This window comes from Arthrobacter sp. TJ-266 (assembly GCF_058269115.1).
Window position 1 is genome coordinate 854886 of the sequence record NZ_JBZCNC010000001.1, and the last position, 22857, is coordinate 877742.

Annotated in this window: 17 protein-coding genes and 1 pseudogene; 12 read left to right on the forward strand and 6 right to left on the reverse strand. The window is 71.2% G+C overall.

The features are described 5' to 3' along the window. Window positions 1-48: 48 nt before the first annotated feature. Together AC4D12_RS04355 and AC4D12_RS04360 are read right to left on the reverse strand one after the other, a co-directional pair. Window positions 49-1773, reverse strand: a complete 1725-nt coding sequence (locus tag AC4D12_RS04355; protein ID WP_490948779.1) for a DEAD/DEAH box helicase — start codon at window positions 1771-1773, stop codon at window positions 49-51. 261 nt (window positions 1774-2034) lie between these two features. After that, window positions 2035-3657 (reverse strand): RNB domain-containing ribonuclease, encoded by a 1623-nt coding sequence (locus AC4D12_RS04360; RefSeq protein ID WP_490948671.1) that lies wholly within the window; start codon window positions 3655-3657, stop codon window positions 2035-2037. A gap of 264 nt (window positions 3658-3921) precedes the next feature. Here AC4D12_RS04360 and AC4D12_RS04365 point away from each other — a divergent pair, with 264 nt between their 5' ends. Beyond that, the gene (locus tag AC4D12_RS04365) at window positions 3922-4626 is read left to right on the forward strand and encodes a ferritin-like fold-containing protein (RefSeq protein ID WP_490948672.1); all 705 of its coding nucleotides are present in this window, start codon (window positions 3922-3924) and stop codon (window positions 4624-4626) included. 227 nt (window positions 4627-4853) lie between these two features. On the opposite strand, the gene AC4D12_RS04370 is transcribed toward AC4D12_RS04365, so the two are convergent. Further along, on the reverse strand, window positions 4854-5078 hold the full coding sequence (locus AC4D12_RS04370) for a DUF3107 domain-containing protein (protein WP_490948673.1): 225 nt from the start codon (window positions 5076-5078) through the stop codon (window positions 4854-4856). Window positions 5079-5126: 48 nt separating this feature from the next. After that, window positions 5127-5708, reverse strand: coding sequence for a TetR/AcrR family transcriptional regulator (locus AC4D12_RS04375; protein WP_490948780.1), 582 nt, complete (start codon window positions 5706-5708; stop codon window positions 5127-5129). Window positions 5709-6024: 316 nt separating this feature from the next. Here AC4D12_RS04375 and moeB point away from each other — a divergent pair, with 316 nt between their 5' ends. Beyond that, entirely contained in the window at window positions 6025-7272 is a 1248-nt protein-coding gene (moeB, locus tag AC4D12_RS04380; RefSeq protein WP_490948781.1) for a molybdopterin-synthase adenylyltransferase MoeB, read from the forward strand. A gap of 72 nt (window positions 7273-7344) precedes the next feature. On the opposite strand, the gene AC4D12_RS04385 is transcribed toward moeB, so the two are convergent. After that, entirely contained in the window at window positions 7345-8769 is a 1425-nt protein-coding gene (locus AC4D12_RS04385; RefSeq protein WP_490948674.1) for a glutamyl-tRNA reductase, read from the reverse strand. Window positions 8770-8982: 213 nt separating this feature from the next. Here AC4D12_RS04385 and hemE point away from each other — a divergent pair, with 213 nt between their 5' ends. The 8 genes from hemE to hemL all read left to right on the forward strand — a co-directional run bounded on the left by hemE (window position 8983) and on the right by hemL (window position 17808). Beyond that, on the forward strand, window positions 8983-10044 hold the full coding sequence (hemE, locus tag AC4D12_RS04390; RefSeq protein WP_490948675.1) for a uroporphyrinogen decarboxylase: 1062 nt from the start codon (window positions 8983-8985) through the stop codon (window positions 10042-10044). Between the two features lie 2 nt (window positions 10045-10046). Next, entirely contained in the window at window positions 10047-11573 is a 1527-nt protein-coding gene (locus AC4D12_RS04395; RefSeq protein ID WP_490948676.1) for a protoporphyrinogen/coproporphyrinogen oxidase, read from the forward strand. 77 nt (window positions 11574-11650) lie between these two features. Beyond that, entirely contained in the window at window positions 11651-12370 is a 720-nt protein-coding gene (gene hemQ, locus AC4D12_RS04400; protein WP_490948677.1) for a hydrogen peroxide-dependent heme synthase, read from the forward strand. Window positions 12371-12417: 47 nt separating this feature from the next. Then, window positions 12418-13572 (forward strand): ferrochelatase, encoded by a 1155-nt coding sequence (locus AC4D12_RS04405; protein ID WP_490948782.1) that lies wholly within the window; start codon window positions 12418-12420, stop codon window positions 13570-13572. Further along, window positions 13572-14528: a hydroxymethylbilane synthase gene (hemC, locus tag AC4D12_RS04410; RefSeq protein WP_490948678.1), complete on the forward strand. Its 957-nt coding sequence runs from the start codon at window positions 13572-13574 to the stop codon at window positions 14526-14528. Before AC4D12_RS04405 ends, hemC begins: the two co-directional genes overlap by 1 nt. 5 nt (window positions 14529-14533) lie before the next feature. Next, the gene (locus tag AC4D12_RS04415; protein ID WP_490948679.1) at window positions 14534-15478 is read left to right on the forward strand and encodes a uroporphyrinogen-III synthase; all 945 of its coding nucleotides are present in this window, start codon (window positions 14534-14536) and stop codon (window positions 15476-15478) included. Further along, a complete protein-coding gene (gene hemB, locus AC4D12_RS04420; RefSeq protein WP_490948680.1) occupies window positions 15475-16458 on the forward strand; it encodes a porphobilinogen synthase in 984 nt (327 codons plus the stop codon). The genes AC4D12_RS04415 and hemB overlap by 4 nt, the downstream gene beginning before the upstream one ends. A gap of 12 nt (window positions 16459-16470) precedes the next feature. Continuing rightward, complete coding sequence (hemL, locus tag AC4D12_RS04425; RefSeq protein WP_490948681.1) at window positions 16471-17808, forward strand: glutamate-1-semialdehyde 2,1-aminomutase; 1338 nt, start codon at window positions 16471-16473, stop codon at window positions 17806-17808. Between the two features lie 324 nt (window positions 17809-18132). Here hemL and AC4D12_RS04430 read toward each other — a convergent pair. After that, window positions 18133-18810 (reverse strand): annotated as a pseudogene (locus tag AC4D12_RS04430) (3'-5' exonuclease); the annotation flags it as partial. 93 nt (window positions 18811-18903) lie between these two features. Between AC4D12_RS04430 and AC4D12_RS04435 the strand changes: the two are divergent. Then, window positions 18904-19434 carry an MGMT family protein gene (locus AC4D12_RS04435; RefSeq protein ID WP_490948682.1) on the forward strand — a complete coding sequence of 177 codons (531 nt, stop codon included), beginning with the start codon at window positions 18904-18906 and terminating at the stop codon, window positions 19432-19434. A gap of 12 nt (window positions 19435-19446) precedes the next feature. Beyond that, a complete protein-coding gene (locus tag AC4D12_RS04440) occupies window positions 19447-22839 on the forward strand; it encodes an ATP-dependent helicase (RefSeq protein ID WP_490948683.1) in 3393 nt (1130 codons plus the stop codon). Window positions 22840-22857 lie beyond the last annotated feature (18 nt).

The window sequence follows — 22857 nt, forward strand, 5'->3', positions numbered from 1 at the left end:
CGACGGCGCCGGCGGTCTTGCGCGCGCCGGTCGATCGGTCACCGGGCGTCAGTCCTCGGCGCCACCGGCAGGCTTGGCGACGACCTCGCCGTTCCGCCGCCGCGTGCGGCTCCTGCGCGGCCGATCGCCTGCAGGGGCGTCGGACTCGGGCCCCGTGCCACGACGCGGGCCATCAGTGGGCTCGGACGTCACGGCAGGTGCCTCGGACGTGCTGCTCCGGTTGCCGCCGCGACCGCGACTGCGGGGAGCGCGCGAGCCGCCCGCAGTCCCGTCGCGCGAGCCGTCGCCCTGATCGGGGCCGGCGCTCGAGCTGCGCTGTCCACTGCCCGAGCGGCCTCGACCGCCGTCGCTGCGGCCGCCGTCGTTCCTGCCGCCGTCGGTCCGTGCACCGCCGCCGCGCTTGCCGGTCTCCCCGAGGTCCTCGAGGACCTCGGCGTTGATGCCGGCCAGCTTGCGGTCCTTGCGGGGGAGGCGGCCCTTGGTGCCCTCGGGGATGTCGAGGTCCGTGTAGAGGTGGGGCGAGGACGAGTAGGTCTCGACGGGCTCGGGGGTGTCGAGGCCGAGCGCCTTGTTGATGAGGCCCCAGCGAGGCACGTCGTCCCAGTCGACGAAGGTGACCGCGGTGCCCTTCTTGCCGGCGCGGCCTGTGCGGCCCACGCGGTGCAGGTAGGCCTTCTCGTCCTCGGGGCACTGGTAGTTGATGACGTGCGTGATGTCCTCGACGTCGATGCCGCGGGCAGCCACCTCGGTGGCGACCAGGACGTCGATCTTGTCGCCGCGGAAGGCCCGCAGGGCCTGCTCGCGCGCGCCCTGGCCGAGGTCGCCGTGGATCGCGCCGGCCGCGAATCCGCGATCGATCAGTTCCTCGGACAGCTTCGCAGCGGTGCGCTTCGTCTTGCAGAAGATGATGGCCCGGCCACGGCCGCGCGACTGGAGGATGCGCGCGACGACCTCGGCCTTGTCGAGGTTGTGTGCCCGGTAGATGACCTGCCGGATGTCCTTCTTGGTGATGCCCTCGTCCTCGGGATCCGCGGCGCGGATGTGCGTGGGCTGCGTCATGTAGCGGCGGGCCATCGCGATGACGGGGCCGGGCATGGTCGCGGAGAACAGCAGCGTCTGGCGGACCGGCGGTGTCGCGGCGATGAGCGTCTCGACGTCGGGCAGGAACCCGAGGTCCAGCATCTCGTCCGCTTCGTCGAGCACCACGATCTTGACGTTCTTCAGCACCAGCAGCTTCTGCTTGTAGAGGTCGATCAGGCGACCGGGGGTCCCCACGACGATCTCGACACCCTTCTTGATCGCCTCGATCTGGGGCTCGTAGGCCCGTCCGCCGTAGATGGTGACGATGCGGGCATTGCGCTTCTTGGCCGCCGTCGTGAGGTCGCTCGCGACCTGCACTGCGAGTTCGCGTGTCGGGACGATCACGAGGGCCTGCGGGGCGCCCGGGACGGGCAGCTTCTGGTAGCCGGCGTCATCGGGGCCGACGACACGCTGGATCGCCGGGATGCCGAAACCGAGGGTCTTTCCCGTGCCGGTCTTGGCCTGCCCGATGATGTCGTGGCCCCCGAGCGCGATCGAGAGAGTCATGGCCTGGATGGGGAAGGGGTGGATGATGCCGGCGTCGGCGAGGGACTCGACGATGTCGGGGCGGACGTTGAAGTCCGCGAACGTCTCCGCGACGACCGCGTGCGGTTCCTCGGTGGTGACGAGGGTCTCCTCGACGTCGATGGCGTCTTCGGAGTTGTCGGCGACGAGGTGGTGGGCGTCCGTCATGGCGGAGGTGTCCGTGATGTGGTTCTGCACGTTCTGCACGTTCTTTCATTCAGGCTCTGTGGCCGCCGAGGCTCGACGCACCGGATGATTCGACCGGGGCGGAGCGTATCGGCGGGCACAGGGCGGCCAGTGGAAGCCGATCGCGGGCTTGCGACTGCGTGCGTGCTGCGAGGAGATCGCGGCTGCGGGGTTCTCGTGATCGAGGAGGTTCTGCGGGTCATCCAGATGATAACGACCGGGCATCCATTACTACCGTCAAGCCTACCCTGCCTGCACTCGCGAACTGCCATCGGACCCGTGCGCGGCGCTGTTCGAGGTGTCCGCGGGTTTCACCTCGAAGCGCAGGCGTCGCCGGGCGATGTCCGCCTCCAGCAGTACGACGGTGACGCGTTCGCCGGCCACGAGCTCTCCGTAGCACTTCGCTTCCAGCGGTGGCTCGGTGACCTGCACCGTCCCGGACAGCCGCGGTGCCCGCTTGCCCGGGGCGTCGTCGACGGCGGGTGGCGAGCCCTGGAGGACGACGGCGGAGAAGGCCTCACCGATGCGGTTGCTCAGCAGGGCAGCCTGCACGGCGTCCATGGCCCCGGAGTCGAGGCGCGACGCCGTCTGGTTCGACGACGCCATGAGGGAGTTGAGCTGGGGCAGCGCGCTCCGGACCCAGGCGGGGACCTCCTCGCCCGCGCACAGAGCAGCACATGTCACGAGGACGAAGCGGTCCACGAGGCGGCGCAGGGGAGCGGTGGTGTGGGCGTAGGGCGCAGCGATCGCGGACTGTCCGACATCCTCCGGCACGGTGCCGTCGAACGCCGTGTAGCCGGCCCCGCGGAAGAGGGAGGCAGCGGCGTGCATGAGGGCGAGCTGCTTCGGATCGCCGACGTCCAGGGTGCGCAGGAAGGCGCCGTAGGGCAGGTCGGACGGCCACGGATGCTCCAGTGCCTCGGACTGACGCCGGAACTTGCCGAGCGCGCCGTCGTCGGGCTCGGGCATGGTGCGGAGGATCCCGATCCGGCCGTCGATCATCATGCGCGCCGCAGCCATGCCGGTCATCAGCGAGATCTGCGCGTTCCAGTCCTCGCAGGGGAGAGCCGGCTCCGTGACGATGTCGTAGCTCTCGCCGTCGTGCGTGATCTCCTGGCGCGGCAGGTTGAGGCTCGCGCCGCCGCGGTCGAGTTCGAGCTGGATGCGGCGCAGGCCGACCTCCCGCAGCAGCACCAGCTGGTCGTCCGCCGTGCCGGCGTCGATCGCGGCCTGGACCTCGGCGTAGGTGAGCTGGCGGCGGCTCCGGACCGTCGCCCTGCTGACGGTGACCGACAGCACCACGGCGTTCGCGTCCAGCTCGAAGTGCCATACGAAGGCGGGGCGGTCGAGATCGGGCAGAAGACTCGCCGCGCCCTCGGAGATGAGTTCCGGATGCAGCGAGATGCGACCGTCCGGCGCGTACAGCGTCTGTCCGCGCAGCCTCGCCTCGGCGTCCACCGCGCCGCCCGGCTCAACGAAGAGCGGCACGTCCGCGATCGCGTACCAGACCTCGTAGGCGGGCGACGGCGGACGGGCAGTGCCGTCGGAGCCTGCCGCTCCATCCGTGCGATGACCGGCGTCCGCGCTCTGCAGGGCGTCCGTCTCGTTCGCACGGTCGGCGCCGGTGCGTGCGAGGTGGACGGCCTGGTCGAGATCCGTGGAACCGGGCGGGTCGATGGTGAGGAAGGGGAGATGCCGGAGGTCGACGTCAGGCAGTTCGTGCCGGGCCACCGCGGTCTCAGCTTCCGCGAGGACGTCCGGGGCGAACCCCTCCCGGACCTCGAGTTCCTCGCGCAACGCCCGCAGCGACTCCGTGAGGCGCTGCTGGGAGTCCCGGTCCCGGAGATCCATATGCTGTGCTGGCACAGGCCTTACGGTAATGCACGTCACAGACATCGGCGCGAGCGGCACGAGTAGTGGCAGGGGCCCCGCATGAAGGGATGTCCGCTACTCGTTCCGGCACACGGATGCGTCCTCATCGGGATCGCCGCCCGGCCATTGCGTACTCTTGGCAGAATGAACAACCGCTCCTCGGACAGCACGGCTCCCACCTCGACGCAGTCGTCGTCGCCCGACGCCCACCCTTCGAGCGCAGGTACACAGACAACGCCACCCGCACATTTCCCTCCGGTGTCCGCCATCCCAGCGGAGGCGCTCCCCGGGGAGTCCGCCGGCGACCCGCTGGAGGAGCCCCTCTACGCGCGCTTCGTCACGGACCTGCTCGGCGTTATCGCCTACGGCGAGCTGTCCGGGTTCGAACGCCTCTCCTCCGACGCCCGCTTCTCGCCGAGTCTCGCGGACCGGGCGAGCCTCGGCAGGCTCGCGGTGCAGGAGTTCGAACACTTCGAACTGGTCGAGGCCTTCGTGGCCGATCTGGGTATGACCATCGAGGACGCCATGAGTCCGTTCCAGGCCTCGGTCGATGCCTTCCATGAGCGCACCCGACCCGGTGACTGGTACGAGTCGCTGATGAAGGCCTACGTGATCGACGGATTCTCGGGCGATTTCTACCGGGCGCTCGCCGATCGGCTGGATCCTCGTACACGCGAGCTCATCAGTGCGATCGATTCGGGTGACGGGGCCGCCCACCTCCACCGGCGTCTCAAGGAGGCGCTCGCGGACGACCCCCGGCTCGCCTCCCGGCTCGCCCTGTGGGGCCGGCGTCTCGTGGGTGAGGCACTCACGCAGGCCCAGCGCGTCGGCATCGAGCGCCAGTACCTGGCCGGTCTCCTCTTCGCCGACGAGGCCGATCACACGCAGCAGACCACGGCCATGTTCTCCCAGCTGACGCGTAACCACTCGCGCCGCATGAGTGCGCTCGGTCTGACGGCATAGACCCCGGATCCGGGGCTCCTCGGCCTCGGCCGGACAGCCCGGACGTTCGGCCCGCACCTCAACCAAAGCCCGGGTCCGACGTCGCACCCGGGCCGGCGAAGGTGTCGTTCACGCAGAAGACCTACGGACAGGATCCGTAGGTCTTCTGCAGTAGACGTGCTGGTGCCGATGCTCCCGGCGCTCCCGGAGGAACGGTCAGGCCGCGGCCGTCCCGCGGGGCAGAGCGGTCAGAGTGCGCCGAACCCGACGCGGCGCGATTCCTCGGCGCCGATCTCCACGTAGCCGAGAACCGACGTCGGGACGATGACCTGGCGGCCCTTGGAATCCCTGAGCCGCAGCTCGGTTCCGCCGCTCATGGCCGTGGCCACGAGGTCCGCGATGGCATCGGCGGTCTCGGAGGAGTCGAGGGTGATCTCCCGGTTGACGTTCTGAATACCGATCTTGACTTCCATGGCGCGTGCCTCCTGTTGTGATCCTCTGGATTCCCTCCGGAATCTACTCTAGATCTCCTTGGGGAAGCGGCTGATTCCGCGCCAAGCTAAACGGTAGATGAGTTCGGACGCGGCATCGATGTCGAGGCTGCCGTCCGTCTCCAGCCAGTAGCGGGCGCTGATCTGCGCCATTCCGGCGAGCCCGCGGCCGAGGAGGGTGGCCTCGACGCTGGACAGCTGGGTGTCCTCGGCGATGACCCCGGCGATCGCGCCGGCGAAGTGTGCATTGAACGCCTCGAGGCGCCTGCTGACCTCGGGTTCGTTGCTGATGTCCGATTCGAAGACCAGCCGGTGTGCCCGGCTGTCCTGGGCGATGAACTGGAAGTAGGCGCGCATGGTCGCGTGCACCCTCATCTTGTTGTCATCGGTGGACCGGATGGCGTCGACGAGGAGGTCGGTGAGTTCCGCGAGGTGACTGTCCAGCAGCGCGAGGTAGAGGTCCTGCTTGCCCGGGAAGTGCTGGTACAGCACCGGCTTGCTCACCCCCGCGGCTTCCGCGATGTCGTCCATGGCCGCCCCGTGGTACCCGTTGCTCACGAACACCTCCTGCGCTGCCGCGAGGAGCTGACGACGCCGCTCGTCGCGCGGCATCCGCGGCGCCCGTCCGGCGGTGGTCGGTTCGGCACTCACAGGGGCTCGGTCCTCGCTTCGGGGATGGGCGGCATGCGCCGGGGGAGGGGCGGCGCGATGTGTGGCGTGGTCGCGCCGTCGTGCCCGTCAGTCTATCCGCGGTGGTACGGGGTAGGGCGATCGTGCTCGCGGCTCTCCGCCTGGCGCGTCCCCCTGCCGTCCCTGAGGACGTCCCGGAAGCAGTGGGCCGGTGGCGGGAATACCCTTGGGTATGATCGCTTCGCAGCTCAAGCCGTCGCCCGCGCAGTCCGCGCCCACAACGCCGTCGGTATCGTCCGTGCCGGCCGCCGTCGGGAGTGCGGCGGGGACGCCCGCCGGACTGCCACCGCTGGTCGAGGCACTCGGCACGCTGACCCGGGAGGAGACCGAGCGCTACTCCCGCCACCTCATCATCCCGGGCTTCGGGATCGAGGCTCAGCTGCGCCTGAAGAACGCCAGGGTGCTGGTGATCGGGGCAGGAGGCCTCGGCTCGCCCGCGCTCCTCTACCTCGCAGCGGCGGGGGTGGGCACGCTCGGGATCATCGACGACGACGACGTCGAACTGTCCAACCTGCAGCGGCAGGTGATCCACGGGGTGTCCGACATCGGACGGTCGAAGGCCGCCTCGGCCCGCGACAGCATCCGGGAGGTCAATCCGCTCGTCCGGGTAATCCTGCACGAGGAGCGACTGACCCGCGACAACGCGCTGCAGGTGTTCGCCGGGTACGACCTCGTGCTGGACGGGACCGACAACTTCGTCACCCGCTACCTCGTGAACGACGCCGCGGCGATCCTCGGCAAGCCCTACGTGTGGGGTTCGATCCTCCGTTTCGACGGGCAGGTGAGCGTGTTCTGGCAGGACCGCGGACCCACCTACAGGGACCTCTACCCGGAGGCGCCGCCACCGGGGGCCGTGCCCTCCTGTGCCGAGGGCGGCGTCCTGGGTGTGCTGTGCGCTCAGATCGGCTCCGTGATGGTCAACGAGGCCATCAAGTTGATCACCGGTACGGGCACCACTCTGCTGGGGCGGGTGCTGGTCTTCGACGCCCTCGCAATGACCTGGCGCGAGGTGCGGGTCCGGCCCGATCCCACCGCAGCGCGCATCACGGACCTGGCCGACTACGAGGCGTTCTGCGGTCTGCCCTCACGAACCGGTGCGCCGGGTGCCGGAGCGGGAGCCGACGGAGTCGGAGGGGCCGTCGGTGCGGAGCCGTCGGTGCCTCTGGTGTCCGTCGAGGAGCTCGCCGTGCTCCTGGCGGAGCGTGCGGACGGTCGGGTGGACTTCGATCTGCTCGACGTCCGGTCCCCCGAGGAGTACGCCATCGTGAGCATCGACGGCGCCTCACTGGCGCCCAAGGACGCCGTCATCACCGGGGAGATCGTGGTCGACGCCGATCGGACGATCCTCGTGCACTGCAAGTCGGGGATGCGGTCCGCCGACGTCGCCCGTGTACTCCTCGCACGCGGTCACTCCGACGTGCGCTCGGTGGAGGGCGGAATCCTCGCGTGGGTCGACAGGATCGAGCCGGACAAAGCCACGTACTAGAGGGGTGCCCGTCGGGCGACGTGGTGCGGGCCCGGTGCGAGGGGCGTCAAGCGTCGGATTCGGGCGCTGCGGTCAGGCGCTGCGTGAGGGCCGGTCGTGGTCCACCGGGCACACGCCGCCGGCGCCGTGACGGTGCTCGCGCGGCACGGGCACGACGGCGGTGGACGGCCTGTCGACGGTGCCGTCGACTGGCTCGGCGGAAGCCGCGGATGATGGGCGGGGAACGGCAGGTCCGTCGGCCACGGGCGCCACATCGATGCCGTAGAGCGCTTCCAGAGCGGCGGTGTACTCGTCCTGACGACCCTCGGCCGCGAGCTCGCGGGCACGCACCGTGGGGACGTGCAGGAGCTGCCGCACCATGCGGCGGAGAGCGAACTCCACTTCCTCGGCAGCCGCGGTACAGCCGTGCTGCGCGCGCACGCGTTCCATCTCGGCGTCCAGCACGGTCTGCGTGTGCTGCCTCAGGGCGACGATCGCCGCGTTCATGGCACGCGTGGCCTGCTGCTCCTCGAAGGTCCGGGCTGCCGACCGCACGAGCTCGCTCGCCTGCGTGAGAGCGTCGGCCTGCTCCTCCGGAGCCGCGGCCCGGACGGACTCCAGCGTGATGAGTTCGACGTCGTCGAGCGTGCCGACCTCGGGATCGAAGTCGTGACTGAGGGCGAGATCGATGATGACCAGCGGCCGGTCGGTGCCCTGACGGACCCGGCGGATGTCGTCGGCGTCGATCCGGGCGTCGCTACCGCTGCACCCGATGACGACGTCCGCACGGCGCATGGCGCCCGGCAGATCTGCGGACGCGAGGGCCGTACCGCCGCGGGTGGCGACGAAGGCCTCGGCGCGTCCCGAGGACGAGAAGACGGAGATGTCGGTGCAGCCGCGCTCCTTGAGCGCCGCCATGGTGGCGCCCGCGTAGGCGCCGGTCCCGAAGATCACGAGGCTCCGGCCCGACCAGTCGGCGTCGCCGGAGAGGTCACCGGCCAGTTCGAGGGCCACGGAGACGATGGAGCGCCCGCGGCTCCCGAGGGCCGTCTGCGCCCCGACGTCCTTGGCGGTCTTCGAGGCGGCCTGGAACAGACGGACGAGACCCCCGCTGGCGGCACCTGACGCCTGCGCGTCGATGAGGGCGCGACGCACCTGCCCGGCGATCTCCCGCTCACCGATGACGGCGGAGTCGAGCCCGGCGCCCACGGCGAAGAGGTGCTCGGCGACGTCCTGGCCCGTGTGGGTCTCGAAGGAGGCGGATACCGACTGCTCGGAGATGCCCGAGTACTGGCTGATGGTGGAGACGATCGCGGACCGCGCGGCTTCGACGTCCTCCTCGGACGGAGCCTCGGCGTAGATCTCGAAGCGGTTGCACGTCGCGAGGACCACGGCGCCCGCCACGGCCTGGCCACCGGCGAGCGCGGCGGAAGGGACCTGGGGGGCCCCGACACTGAGTCGGGCGACAGTTTCCAGGTCCACGTTCGAGTGCGTCGCTACGAGAGAAAGGAGTACCACAACACGTCAATCATACCGAGATCGTGTCGCAGCCGCCGGTCAGGCAGTCCTTACCGCGAGGGTCCACGCGGCGTCTTCCGGCGCGGAACCGCGTGATCCTGCGGCTTTCCACCCATCGTGGGTGGTTCCTGCGCTCGGTGATCTTCACCACCCCTGGCCCCGCGACGCCGACCCGGTTATCGTTCCGCCCGGATGTTCGGCAGAATCGGCCCCATGGAGCTCGGAGCAACGCACCCACTCGTCGACGGACGCACCACCGATTCGGCGCTCATCGCAGCGTACCGGGGACGGACCCCGCACCGGCGTCCTGTCTGGTTCATGCGGCAGGCGGGCCGTTCGCTGCCCGAGTACCGCTCGCTCCGGGAGGGTACGGGCATGCTCGAATCGTGCCTCGACCCCGCGATGGCCTCCGAGATCACCCTGCAGCCGGTCCGCCGGCACGACGTCGACGCCGCCATCTTCTTCTCCGACATCGTGATCCCGCTCAAGCTCGCAGGGGTTGACGTCGACATCGTGCCCGGGGTGGGCCCGGTGCTCGGGACGCCCGTCCGCTCGGCGGCCGACGTCACCGCCCTCCCCGTCCTCACGGATGCCGCTCTCGATCCCATCCGGGCCGCGGTCGCGCTGACCGTCGCGGAACTCGGGAGCACGCCCCTCATCGGTTTCGCGGGCGCCCCCTTCACCTTGGCCGCCTACATGGTGGAGGGCCGGCCGTCCCGCGACCACCTCGGCCCGCGGACCATGATGCACGCCGACCCCGAGACGTGGCGCGCACTCACCGAGTGGGCCGCCGACGCCTCCGGGATGTTCCTCCGGGCGCAACTCGAGGCAGGAGCCAGTGCGGCACAGCTGTTCGACTCCTGGGCCGGCTCGCTCGGGCTCGCCGACTACGAGCGCCACGTCGCCCCGGCGTCGGGCCGCGCCCTCGACCACGTGCGCGGCCTCGGTGCACCGCTGGTGCACTTCGGGACGGGCACGTCCGAGCTGCTCGTGGCCATGCACGACGTCGGCGTGGACGTGATCGGTGTTGACTACCGGCTGCCGCTCGACGAGGCGAACCGCCGGCTCGGTGGCACCGTACCGCTCCAGGGCAACATCGACCCGGCTCTGCTGCCCGCCCCGTGGCCCGTGCTCGAGGCGCACGTGCGGGAGGTCCTGAGGGCCGGTGCGGCCGCTCCCGGCCACGTCGTGAACCTCGGGCACGGCGTACCGCCGGACACCGACCCGCAGGTGCTCACGCGCGTCGTCGAGCTCGTCCACTCGGTGGCGCCGTAGTCATGGTCGGCTCGCGGTCGCTCGCGGACGGGACAGCAGTCGAGGCAGCGGACGGAGCGGCGGACGAGTCCGCGGAAGGCCCGCGGCGCCGCGTCGTCGTGGTCGGCGGCGGCATGGCCGGACTCGTCGCCGCGAGGACCCTCCTCGCGCGGGGCATCGACGTCACGGTGCTCGAGCGCACGCACCGCTTCGGCGGGACGGTCGACGGCCGCGTGCTCGGGGGCCTGCGCCTGGACAGCGGCGCGGAGTCGTTCTCCACGCGCTCGGCGACCGTTCCGTCGCTCGCCGAGGACCTCGGGTTGGGTTCGCGGATCGTCACGCCCGATGCGTCCGGCGCGTGGGTGCAACTGCCGGGCGAGGACCTCCGCCGCAGCGCCCAGCCGCTGCCGAACTCGGGGATCCTCGGGATCCCGGCCGACCCCGCGGCCCCCGCGATCGTCGCCGTCATCGGTGAGGCAGCAGCGCGCGAGGCGGCGAAGGACGCCACGGAACCGCTCGGCAGCCTGGCAACGCGTGCAGCGGTGAGCCTCGGTGATCTCGTGCGCTCACGCATGGGCGAGGCCGTCCTCGCGCTGCTCGTGGCCCCCGTCGCGGGCGGGGTGTTCTCGGCGAACCCCGACGACCTCGACGCGGACTCCGTGGCGCCCGGACTGCGGGCCACGATGGCGCGGCTCGGTTCGCTCGGCGCCGCGGCCGGAGCCCTGCGGTCCGCCGCGCCTGCCGGAGCAGCGGTCGGAGGCCTGATCGGTGGGATCCACCAGCTGCGGGACGCCCTGGTGGCGGATCTGAGATCGGGTGGCGCCGACCTGCGGACGGACGAGCGGGTCACCGGCGTCGGGACGGCACCCCGCGGGTGGACCGTCGTCACGGAGGATGCGGCCGGCACGCACCGCGTCCCGGCCGACGGCGTGCTGGTCGCGGTGGAGGGGGGTGCCGCCGTCGATCTCCTCGCTCCCGTGATCCCCGACCTGGCGGGGGAGCGGCCCTCGCCCGTTCCCGGCGTCGCGCTCGTCACGCTCGTGGTGCACGCGCCGGGACTCGACGCCGCGCCGCGCGGGACCGGCGTGCTGGTGGCACGCGGCGTCGCCGGCGTGGCCGCCAAGGCGCTCACGCACGCCACCGCGAAGTGGGCGTGGCTGCGCGACGACGCCGCTCCGGGCACGCACGTGCTGCGCCTCTCCTACGGACGCGTGGGTGACGGCCCCTCCGACGTCGGACTGGGGACGCCGGACGTCGTCCTCCTGCGCCACGCACTCGCGGACGCGACGGCGCTGCTCGGCGTGCCGATCGACGAGGCCTCGCTCCTCGACCACGACGTGGTGCGCTGGGCCGGGGCGCTACCCCACGCGTCCGTCGGTCACCGGGACCGCGTGGCCCGGATCCGGGCCATCGTGGCCGGTTCCTCATCGACGCTCGCGGTGACGGGCGGATGGCTCGCGGGCACCGGTCTCGTCGCCGTCGTGGACGACGCCCGGAAGCGTGCCCATGCCCTCGCCGACGCCCTGGACGATCCGGCGGTCGGAGCGTAGTGTGACGTTCATCTCTTCTACCTGCTGTAGAAGACTTGGGATTCGAAACGCCCCGGGCCAGGAGGCAGACTAGGACCATGACTCAGCCGACCGGCAGCAACGACGCCCACGCCCCCCAGGACCCGGCAGCTCAGAGCGCTCCCGCCGAGGAACTCTTCTACACGCTCTGGACGGTGTTCAAGCGTGGTTCGGCGACCACCGACTCCGGGGCACACCCCCTCGAGGAGGTCATCGGGTCCTTCCAGCAGGACGGCGTGGTGCTCCGCGGCTTCTACGACGTCTCGGCCATGCGGGCCGACGCCGACGTCATGGTCTGGCTCCACGGACCGAAGCCGGAGGACCTCCAGGCGGCCGTACGTAAGCTTCGGCGCACCGACCTCTTCGCCGAGACCACCATCGTGTGGTCGGCCATGGGCGTGCACCGCGACGCCGAGTTCACGAAGTCCCACAGCCCGGCCTTCTCCCGCGGGGTCGCACCGGCGGAGTGGGTCTGCGTCTACCCGTTCGTGCGGTCCTACGAGTGGTACATCCTGCCGACGGACGAGCGCCGCGACATGCTGATCGACCACGGCATGAAGGGTCGGAAGTACCCCCAGGTCATCTCCAACACGGTGTCCTCGTTCGCCCTGAACGACTACGAGTGGATCCTCGCCCTCGAGGCGCCGGAGCTCGTGGACCTTGTGGACCTCATGCGCTATCTCCGCGAGACGGAAGCACGCCGGCACGTCCGCGAGGAAGTCCCGTTCTACACCGGCCGACGAATCACCCACGACGAGATTGCAGAGGTGCTCCAGTGACGACGCAGGCATTCAACCCCCTTGACGGAGTGGACGAGCGCGGACGCATGGCCCCGAAGGCGTACGACGCCATCGTGCTGGCGTCCTTCGGCGGACCGGAGGGGCAGGACGACGTCATCCCGTTCCTGCGCAACGTCACGCGCGGACGCGGTATCCCGGACGAGCGCCTCGAGGAGGTCTCGCACCACTACCGTGCCTTCGGCGGCGTGAGCCCCATCAACAGCCAGAACCGCGCCCTGCGCGCCGCGATGGAGGCGGAACTCCGCCGGCGCGGCATCGACCTGCCGGTGTTCTGGGGCAACCGGAACTGGGAGCCCTTCATCGCCGACACGCTGCAGGAGGCGTACGACGCCGGGCACCGCAAGGTCCTCGCCGTCACCACCAGCGCCTACTCCTGCTACTCGAGCTGCCGCCAGTACCGCGAGGACCTCGGCATGGCGCTCGTGAAGACCGGCCTGGAGGGTCGGCTCGAGGTGGACAAGGTCCGCCAGTACTTCGACCACCCGGGCTTCGTGGAGCCGTTCGTCGAGGGCGTCACCGAGGGCCTCGCGAAGGTCCGCGCGGGCCTCGCCGAGCAGGGTACGCCGGATGCCCCCGTCCACATCATGTTCTCCACCCACTCCATCCCCATGGGCGACGCCGAAGCCGCGGGACCCCGCAACGGCGAGGGTGGCCCTGCCTACGAGGAAGGCGCCTACGTGGCGCAGCACCTCGCCACGGCGCAGGCGGTCCTCGACCGCATCCCCGAGGCCGCAGGGGTCGAGTGGTCGCTGGTCTACCAGTCCCGCTCCGGCGCCCCGCACATCCCCTGGCTGGAGCCCGACATCAGCGATGCCCTCCGTGACCGCTACGAGTCCGGTACGCGCGGCGTCGTGATCGTCCCGCTGGGATTCGTCTCCGACCACATGGAGGTGGCGTGGGACCTCGACACGGAGGCCCTGGAGACCTGCGGGGAACTCGGCATCGTGGCGGACCGCGTGCCCACCCCGGGCACGCACGTGAAGTTCGTCGAGGGCCTGATCGACCTCGTGCTCGAGCGCACCATCGACAACAACATCGCAGAGCGGCCCTCCGCCACGGCACTCGGCCCGTGGTTCGACGTCTGCCGGCCCAACTGCTGCGCCAACCGGCGCGGCGAGAAGCCGACCATCGCCGCGGTGGACTCCACCGTGGGGACGCCTCTTCCCAACCCCGGTATGTGATGGACGTCGGCACCACCGCCGTCCGCGTCGGCACGCGGGGCAGCGCCCTGGCGATGACGCAGACCACCACGGTCGCGGAGCGGATCGCGGAGCTCTCGGGGCTGCCCTACGACCTCGTCAGGGTGAGGACCGAAGGGGACGTCTCGCGGGGCTCGCTCTCGCAGATCGGCGGCACGGGAGTCTTCGTCGCCGCCCTCCGGGACGCCCTGCTCGACGAGCGGTGCGACATCGCCGTGCACTCCCTCAAGGACCTGCCGACGCTCCCGGCGCCGGGACTCACGGTCGCCGCCGTGCCGGAGCGAGAGGACGTGCGCGACGCCCTGTGCGCCCGCGACGGACTGACGCTCGCCACGCTCCCGGACGGCGCGCGGGTGGGAACGGGGTCGCCGCGCCGCGCTGCCCAGCTGAGGGCTGCACGCCCAGGGATCGAGGTCGTCGACATCCGGGGCAACGTGGACACGCGGTTGGGCCGGGTGGCGGGGCTCGTCATCGGCGCACCCGGTGACCTCGACGCCGTCGTCCTCGCCGCAGCGGGTCTCAGGAGGCTGGGGCGCGAGGAGGCGATCAGCGAATTGATCGACTCCGACGTGATGCTGCCCGCGCCCGGACAGGGCGCGCTCGCGGTGGAGTGCAGGGAGGCCGACGCAACGGCAGGCCTGCGCGAGGCACTCGCCGCCTACGACCACCTCCCGACCCGCCTCGCCGTCACGGCGGAGCGGGCCGTCCTGCTGCAGCTCGAAGCGGGCTGCGCCGCCCCGATCGGTGCGCTCGCGCACCTGCGGGGGGAGGAGTTGGCGCTCGAGGCAGCGGTCTGCAGCCTGGATGGTCGGGCGGTTCTCCGGCTCACGCGATCGGCGCCGGCGACCGACGCCGTCGCGGCCGCCCAGCTCGGGCTGGAGCTCGCCGAGGAACTGGTCGCTGCCGGCGCCGCCGACATCGCGCCCCTGAACAGCTGAGCCGCGTGGTCGATCCCCTGGCGCGCAGGAGCGTCGTCGTCCTCCGTCCTCCGGAGCGGGCGGTGCGGATCGCGGCGGCGCTCGAGGCCGCCGGGATGACGGCGTATGCCATGCCGCTCACCGCGACCGAGCTGCCGTCGGACCAGGAGGCTGCTCGGAGGATGATCGCGGATCTCGCAGCCGGCGAGTACCGGTGGCTCGTGGTGACGAGCGGGAACACGGTGAGGTCGCTCGACGTCGTCGCGCGGGGGAGCGGGCCCGGCTTCCGCGAGGCGATCGCGGCGGGCGGAGCGAGCGTCGCCGCCGTGGGGGCCACGACCGCGCGCGTGCTCGCGGAGGCGGGGATCCGTGCCGACCTGGTGCCCGAGGACGCGTCCTCGGCAGGGCTGCTGCAGGCGCTCGGCCCGGGGAACGGTCGCATCGCCCTCCCGCAGGCGGACCTTGCGCCGGAGGACCTGCGGTCGGGGCTCGCCGATCTCGGCTGGACCGTCGACCGCGTCGAGGCCTACCGCACCGTCCCCTACCCGGCCGATCCGCGCAGGAGCGTGCCCGGCGTCGTCGAGGACGGGGAAACCCCGCCGCTCGTCTCACCGCGGGACCTCATGGCGTCGGCCTCCGCAGGTGTCCAGCCCGCCGTCGTCTTCACCGCGCCGAGCACCGTGCAGCAGTTCCGTGACACGCTGGGCGGCGGGGACGTGACGTTCCATCCGGTGGCCATCGGCCGGACGACCGCCGCGGCGATCCTGGAAGCGGGATGGTCCCCGGTCGCGACGGCGGCCGCGCCGACCCCAGGCGCGATCGTCGACGCCGTCCGGGAGGCGTTCGACGGCCTCCCGTCCTGCGTGGGACGAGCGGTGGCTGCGTTACCGCTCGCCTCACTGCTCACCCCACTGTCCACCTCGCCGACCACCTCACCGATGTTGACACCACCGATCGGAGATCAGCCGTGAGTTTCCCCCAGCACCGTCCGCGCCGATTGCGCTCGACCCCCGCGCTGCGGCGCGTGGTCGCCGAGTACCGCGTGCATCCGTCCGAGCTGATCCTGCCGGCCTTCATCCGGGAGGGCCTCACCGAGCCCTCGCCCATCCTGTCCATGCCCGGGGTCGTTCAGCACACCACCGACTCGCTCCGTCGGGCTGCGGCCGAGGCCGTGGAGCGGGGCGTGGGCGGCATCATGCTGTTCGGCATCCCTGAGCGCCGCGACGCGACCGGCAGTGCGGGCATCGACCCCGACGGCGTGCTCAACAGGGCGATCGCCGACGTGCGGGCGGAGGTCGGCGATGCGCTCGTGGTCATGAGCGACGTCTGCCTGGACGAGTTCACGGACCACGGCCACTGCGGCGTGCTCGCGGACGACGGCTCGGTGGACAACGACGCGACCCTCGCGCTCTACGCGCAGATGGCCGTCGAGCAGGCGAGGGCCGGTGCTCATGTGCTCGGCCCCTCCGGGATGATGGACGGCCAGGTCGCCGTCATCCGCCAGGCACTCGACGAGGCCGGCCACCAGGACACCGTGGTGCTCGCCTACGCCGCGAAGTACGCGTCCGCGTTCTACGGCCCCTTCCGCGAGGCCGTCGACTCCCAGCTCACCGGCGACCGCCGGACCTACCAGATGGACGCCGCCAACCGGCGCGAGGCCCTCCTCGAGGTCGAGCTCGACATCGAGGAGGGAGCGGACATGGTGATGGTCAAGCCGGCCATGAGCTACCTCGACGTCCTCGCCGACGTCGCCGCGATGTCGCCCGTCCCCGTTGCCGCCTACCAGATCTCCGGTGAGTACGCGATGATCGAGGCCGCCGCGGCCAACGGCTGGATCGACCGCCGCCGCGCCATCGAGGAGTCCGTCCTCGGCATCAAGCGCGCCGGTGCGCAGATCATCCTCACCTACTGGGCCTCCGAGCTGGCACTCTGGCTCGACGAGAAGAACTAAGGAACCCCTCCCATGACCACATCCCCGTCCACGTCGGACACCCTGTACGAGCGCGCCCGCGCCCTCATGCCCGGCGGTGTGAACTCGCCTGTCCGGGCCTTCGGCTCGGTGGGTGGCACCCCGCGCTTCCTCGTCGATGCCCACGGCGCCTACGTCACCGACGCGGACGGGAAGCAGTACGTCGACCTCGTCTGCTCCTGGGGCCCGGCGCTCCTCGGGCACTCCCACCCCGACGTCATCGCCGCGGTCCACCGTGCGGTGGACCACGGACTCACCTTCGGGGCCTCCACACCCGCCGAGGCGGACCTCGCCCAGCTCGTGAAGGACCGCGTGCCCGCCGTCGAGCTCCTGCGCATGGTCTCGACCGGTACCGAGGCGACGATGACCGCCGTGCGGCTCGCCCGCGGCTTCACGTCCCGCAACCTGATCGTCAAGTTCGCGGGGTGCTACCACGGTCACGTGGACAGCCTTCTCGCGTCCGCGGGTTCGGGCGTCGCCACGCTCGCGCTGCCGGGCTCGGCAGGCGTCACCGAGGCGACGACGGCGGAGACACTCGTTCTGCCCTACAACGACGTCGAGGCCGTCGAGGAGGCCTTCCGCGCCCACGGCGAGCACATCGCCGCCGTCATCACCGAGGCGGCGCCGGCCAACATGGGCGTGGTGACACCGGCTCCCGGTTTCAATGCGTTCCTCAGCCGCATCACGTCCGAGCACGGTGCCCTGTTCATCGTGGACGAGGTCATGACCGGGTTCCGGACCCACGCGGGCGGCTACTGGAAGCTCACGGGTGGGGCCGACGACGCAGAGTACCCGTGGACGCCCGACCTCCTGACCTTCGGCAAGGTGATCGGCGGCGGTATCCCGGCAGCGGCTCTGGGCGGGCGGGCCGACGTCATGAACTACCTCGCGCCGATCGGGCCCGTCTACCAGGCGGGTACCCTCTCGGGGAACCCGATCGCCATGGCCGCCGGTGTCGCCACCCTGACCGCCGCGACCGCCGACGTCTATCGCCACGTCGACGCGCGCTCCCTCGAGGTGAGCGACGCCCTGTCCGCGGAACTGTCGAGGGCCGGGGTGGACCACTCGATTCAGCGCGCCGGTAACCTGTTCAGCGTCGCGTTCGGTACCGCCGAGCACGGTGTGTGGAACTATGCGGATGCCCAGGGCCAGGAGGGGTTCCGCTACGGGCCCTTCTTCCACTCCATGCTCGACTCCGGTGTCTACCTCCCGCCGTCCGTCTACGAGGCGTGGTTCCTCTCCGCCGCCCACGACGACGCCGCCATGGAGCGCATCCACGCCGCGTTGCCTGCTGCGGCGAGAGCCGCCGCGGAGGCCGTGCCGATCGACTGACCACCCGGTGCTCGGCCGGCCGTGCGCCGTGCTCGATGTCGGCTCCGCGCGCGATCCACTGGGCCTCGGCCTCTGCGCCCGTGCCAGTGGCCTTGGGCGTCACGCCACCTCGGCGAGCTCCTTGGGGAGCGGCGGCGCCACGTGTGCCTCGGCCTCCACGAGTGCCGGCTCCGGCATCCGCGCCGGGAGCGGCGCGGGAACCAGCGCGGGGATGAGTCCTGCGATCCGCCCGGGGATCAGCTCGGGAACCATAGCTGTGATCTGCGCGGGGATCGGAGCCGCGACAGTTGGCGTCGCCGTTGCGCCGGCTACACCACCACGCCCGAGGATCGGCCACGGCCGCTCGATCACGGCGTCGGGATCGGTGCGCCGCAGGTACTCCTCGAAGTTTGCAGCCTGCTTGTCCGCCCACACTACGAGTGCCTGGTGCAGGGGCTCCGCCGGTCGCTGGAGGAAGGCGTACCTCTCGGCCAGGACCTGACCCACGCGAAGCGTCGCCAGCACGTCCGCGGCGGAGGTATGGGCGTTCTCGAACGCGATGCCGTAGTGGTCGCAGAGGGCCGTGAGCGTGCGTTTGCCCTTGCGGTACCTGTCAGCCTGCTTGTCCATGATGTACGGGTCGATCACCGGCGACGGATCGGGCGTCGCCACCGCGTGGCGGCGGCCCTCCTCGGCGAGCACCGTGAAGTCGTACCGGGCGTTGTAGGCGAGTACGGGCACACCGGCGTCGAAGAGGCGCGTGAGCACCAAGGCGATCTCCCGCACCACCAGCGGGGCCGGTCGCCCGGAAGCCCGGGCCTGCTCCGTGGTGATCCCGTGGATCGCGGCAGCGCCGTCGGGGATCTCGACGCCGGGATCGGCCAGCCACTCGTGCTGCTCGACGACCTCGCCCGCAGCGTCCACGACCACGATCGTCGCCGTGACGATGCGTGCGTCGAGCGGGTCGCGCCCCGTGGTCTCGAGATCGAAGGCGGCCCGTGGGCGCTCGTGCCAGCTGTTCATGGGGACAAGCTACTGGCCCAGTCCGACCAAATGGCGCAGCCGCACCGTGGGACCGGCGCACGGCGTCCGCAGGCCCTCCGGGGCAGGGCTAGCATGGCAGGCGTGCAGCCGAGGATCAGCCCGAAGGAGAGCCGACGGGACACGTCCGGTGTCGGTGGCCACGTGGATCCCGCCGGCGCGTCGCGCGTCGATCCCGTCGCGTTCGCCGCCGCGGTGCTCGCCGTCACCGAGAGCATCCCGGTCTCACGGGTGCTCACCTACGGGGACATCGCCGAACTGCTCGAGTGCGGCGGCCCACGGCAGGTGGGACGAGCGCTGTCCCACAGCACCCGCGCCGTCCCCTGGTGGCGGGTCGTGAGGGCCGGCGGACACCCACCGCAGGGACTCGCGGCGCGTGCGCGGCTCCACTACGAGCAGGAGGGGACGGCGCTCCGCGTCGGGGCGGAGGACCCCGGGCCGGACGACTATCGCGTCGACCTGCGACGCGCCCGCTGGGAGCCGTCGGCGGTGGAGTACGAACCGATCGTCGAGCTCATCGAAGGGCTCGCGGGCGGACCAGGAGGGCGGCCGCCGGCCGAGGGCGACGAGGGCGAGCCGCAGCGGTCGAATGTCCGTGGGGTGTGATGGGCTTGTTCCATGACCACCACCCTTCCGGACACCGCCGGCACCCCTCGATCGGTGCCTCGTGATCCCTGGTCCGGACCTGCCGGTGACCACGACGCCGTCCTCGCCTCGCTCGAGGCGGTGACCGGACCGGTCCTGGTCCTGGGTGCGCCGGGGAGCGGAAAGAGCTCACTGCTGACTGATCTCGCGGTGCGGCGCATCACGGCCGGGACGGTCCAACCCGAAGGGCTGCTCCTCCTCGGCCCCACGCGCGCTGCGGCGACGCGGCTGCGCGACGACGTGACCGACAAGCTCCAGCGCAGCATCAGCACCGCTCCTGCACGCACCTGGGCCTCCTACGCCTTCGACCTGATCCGGCGGGCCAAGGCCGAGGGGCGCACGCCGTCGATCACCCGGCCGCCGCGGCTGCTCTCGGGCGCCGAACAGGACCTGATCATCAGGGAACTCCTGACCGGCCACCTGACGGACGGCATGCCCCGGCTTGAGTGGCCCGCAGGGCTGTCGCTGGCACTGCCCACGCGCGGCTTCCGCCAGGAGATCCGCGATCTCTTCGACCGCGTCAGCGAGTACGGTGTGCGTCCCGATGACCTGGCCGCCTGGGGTGAGCGCTTCGACCACCCGGAGTGGGTGGCTGCGGCCGCGCTCTACCGCGAGTACAGGGACGTGCTCGATCTCCGGATGCCCGAGGCGTTCGATCCCGCCGGAATCCTCACGGCCGCACGGCATCTCCTCGAGGATGACGCCGACCTCCTGGACCAGGAGCGGAGGAGGCTCCAGCTGATCCTCGTGGACGACTACCAGGAAGCCAATCCGGCGGTGCACGCCCTCCTCGGGCTCCTCGGTGCGGGCAACGACGTCGTCGTCACCTCCTGCCCCGACACGGTGGCGCAGGGCTTCCGCGGAGCGCGCCCCGAACTGACGGGACGGTTGTCGGCACTCTTCCCCGAGGACCTCACGACGGTCACCCTGCCCTCGTCACAAACCCTGGCCGGACCGCTCTTCGACGCATGGAGCAGGGTCGCCGCCAGGATCGCGACGACGGCGGTCGATACGTCCTACCGCTCCGTGCGTCCTGTGGATCCCGCAGATCCCGAGGGCTTCGTGCGTCCCGGGCGTCCCGTCGGGTCCGCTTCCGACGACGGCGCGGACCAGGCCGCGGCCGACGGATCTCGCCTCCACGTGTCAGCGCACCTCCTCGACAGTTCGTTCCACGAGCAGCGATTCATCGTCCAGCGCGTCCTCGAGGCCCACCTCTTCAGGGAGGTGCCCCTCGACGACATCGCGGTCGTCGTGCGCAACGGAGCGCAGGTGGCGGCGGTACAGCGTTTCCTGACCTCCCAGGGCGTCGCGGTCAACGTGCCTGCCGCGGAGACCGCGATCCGCGAGGAGCCGGCTGTCCGCCCTCTCCTCGACCTCTTCGCCGTGGTCATCGGTCGTGCGGACCTCGACGCGGAACTCTGCGTGTCCCTGCTCGCCTCGCGGATCGGTGGTGCGAGCAGCCTCGACCTGCGCAGGCTGCGGCAGGTCCTGCGCCGTGCGGAACTGCTGCAGGGTGGCATGCGATCGAGCGACGAGCTCCTCGCCGCCCTCTTCGGGACGACCGACGAGGCGCCGATGCTGGGTACGGAGGGCGCCCCGGTCCGGAGGCTCCGCCGCATGATCGACGCCGGAAGAGTAGCGGCGGAGCAACCCGGGACCGACCCCGAGACCGTCCTGTGGGCACTGTGGTCCGCGTCGGGGCTGTCGAAGCAATGGTCGGACACAGCACTGTCCGAAGGGCCGTCGTCGGCGAGGGCTGATCGCGACCTCGACGCGATGATGGCTCTCTTCCACACGGCGGAACGCTTCGTCGAGCAGGTGCCCGGTGCGGAACCCGCGCTGTTCCTCGAGTACGTCCTGAGCCAGGACATCCCCATGGACACCCTCGCCCGGCGCGCTGATCGCCAGCCCTCGGTCTCCGTTCTCACGCCCGCCAGCGCTGCAGGCCGGCACTGGCAGGTCGTCATCGTCCCCGGGGTGCAGGACGGCGTCTGGCCGAACCTCCGCCTGCGCGGCGAGATGCTCGGTTCGGGGGAGCTCCGCGCCCTGCTGGACCACGGGGAGTCCTTCCGATCGACCCGCGACCCGGTGTCGCTGACGCAGGACATCCGCTTCGACGAGCTGCGGACGTTCTCCCTCGCGGTCTCCCGCGCCACACGGGAGCTCGTCGTGTCCGCCGTGTCCTCGCAGGAGGAACAGCCGTCACCGTTCCTCGACCTCGTGGACCCCCTTCCGCCCGGCGTCGGCGAGCGTGCCAGGACGGAGGTGCTCCGTCCCGTCACCCTGCGCGCCCTCGTCGCCGAGTTGCGCAAGTACGCCCAGGACGGCCCGGACACCAACCCGCTCGCGCGGGAGGCGGTCGGCCATCTCGCCCATCTCGCCGCGCAGGAGCCGCCGGTTCCCGGGGCACATCCCGATCAGTGGTGGGGCGTTCTCGGACCGAGCAGTGACGCGCCTGTCGTCCCTCCGGACCAGCCCATCCCCGTCTCGCCCTCGAAGGTGGAGTCCGTCCTGCGGTCGCCTCTGAGCTGGTTCGTGTCTGCGGCCGGTGGTGAACGGACAACCGACTTCGCCCGCTCGCTCGGGACGCTCGTGCATCAGATCGCCCAGGACCTCCCGGACGCCAGCGGGACCGAGTACGTCCGCGAGCTCGAGCGCCGATGGCCCCAACTCGGTATCCAGGACTCGTGGGAGGGACGTGCTGAGTTCCGGCGGGCGGAGGTCATGGTGCGGAAGCTCGCCGCCTATGTGCTGTCGATGAGGTCCGCGGGTCGCAGCCTGGCGGCGACCGAGGTGGACTTCAGTGTCGACCTCGGGATGGCGGTCGCGGACAAGGAGCGCATCGTGAGGCTCCGTGGTCAGATCGACCGGCTCGAGCTCGACGCCGACGGACGGTTCGTGGTCGTTGATCTGAAGACGGGCCGGAGCGCCCCTCCGGCGGCGGAGATCGAGCAGCATCCTCAACTCGCGGCCTATCAGACCGCGGTGGCGGAGGGAGCGCGGTTCGACGACGGAACAGATTCTGGTGCCGCGGACGACGGCGGCCCTGCTGACACGCCGTCCGACGGCGAGGGGCCCGGCGACAGCGACCCCACGACGATCGAGGCGCCGGTCCGGAGGGAGCCCGGAGGGGCGGCGCTCGTGCACCTGGGGACGAAGTCCAAGGGCCTCGCCGTGCAGGAGCAGCCTGCGCTGGAGCCGACGGACGGGTGGGCCAGGAGCATGATCGAGGAAGCGGCGGCGCTGATGGCATCGGCTACGTTCGACACGGTGCACGACCCCCGCCGTTCCGGGTTCGGCGGCACGGGCTGCAGGCTGCCCGAGGTGTGCCCGCTGTGCGAGGAAGGCAAGCAGGTGACCCAGTGACTGAACGACAGCACGCAG

Coding starts and splice junctions, on each gene's coding strand:
- AC4D12_RS04355 (WP_490948779.1), bottom strand. CDS start 1,773: ATGACGGACGCCCACCACCTCGTCGCCGACAACTCCGAAGACGCCATC.
- AC4D12_RS04370 (WP_490948673.1), bottom strand. CDS start 5,078: ATGGAAGTCAAGATCGGTATTCAGAACGTCAACCGGGAGATCACCCTC.
- AC4D12_RS04375 (WP_490948780.1), bottom strand. CDS start 5,708: ATGCCGCGCGACGAGCGGCGTCGTCAGCTCCTCGCGGCAGCGCAGGAG.
- hemE (WP_490948675.1), top strand. CDS start 8,983: ATGGAGCTCGGAGCAACGCACCCACTCGTCGACGGACGCACCACCGAT.
- AC4D12_RS04395 (WP_490948676.1), top strand. CDS start 10,047: ATGGTCGGCTCGCGGTCGCTCGCGGACGGGACAGCAGTCGAGGCAGCG.
- hemQ (WP_490948677.1), top strand. CDS start 11,651: ATGACTCAGCCGACCGGCAGCAACGACGCCCACGCCCCCCAGGACCCG.
- AC4D12_RS04405 (WP_490948782.1), top strand. CDS start 12,418: ATGGCCCCGAAGGCGTACGACGCCATCGTGCTGGCGTCCTTCGGCGGA.
- hemC (WP_490948678.1), top strand. CDS start 13,572: ATGGACGTCGGCACCACCGCCGTCCGCGTCGGCACGCGGGGCAGCGCC.
- hemL (WP_490948681.1), top strand. CDS start 16,471: ATGACCACATCCCCGTCCACGTCGGACACCCTGTACGAGCGCGCCCGC.
- AC4D12_RS04435 (WP_490948682.1), top strand. CDS start 18,904: ATGGCAGGCGTGCAGCCGAGGATCAGCCCGAAGGAGAGCCGACGGGAC.
- AC4D12_RS04440 (WP_490948683.1), top strand. CDS start 19,447: ATGACCACCACCCTTCCGGACACCGCCGGCACCCCTCGATCGGTGCCT.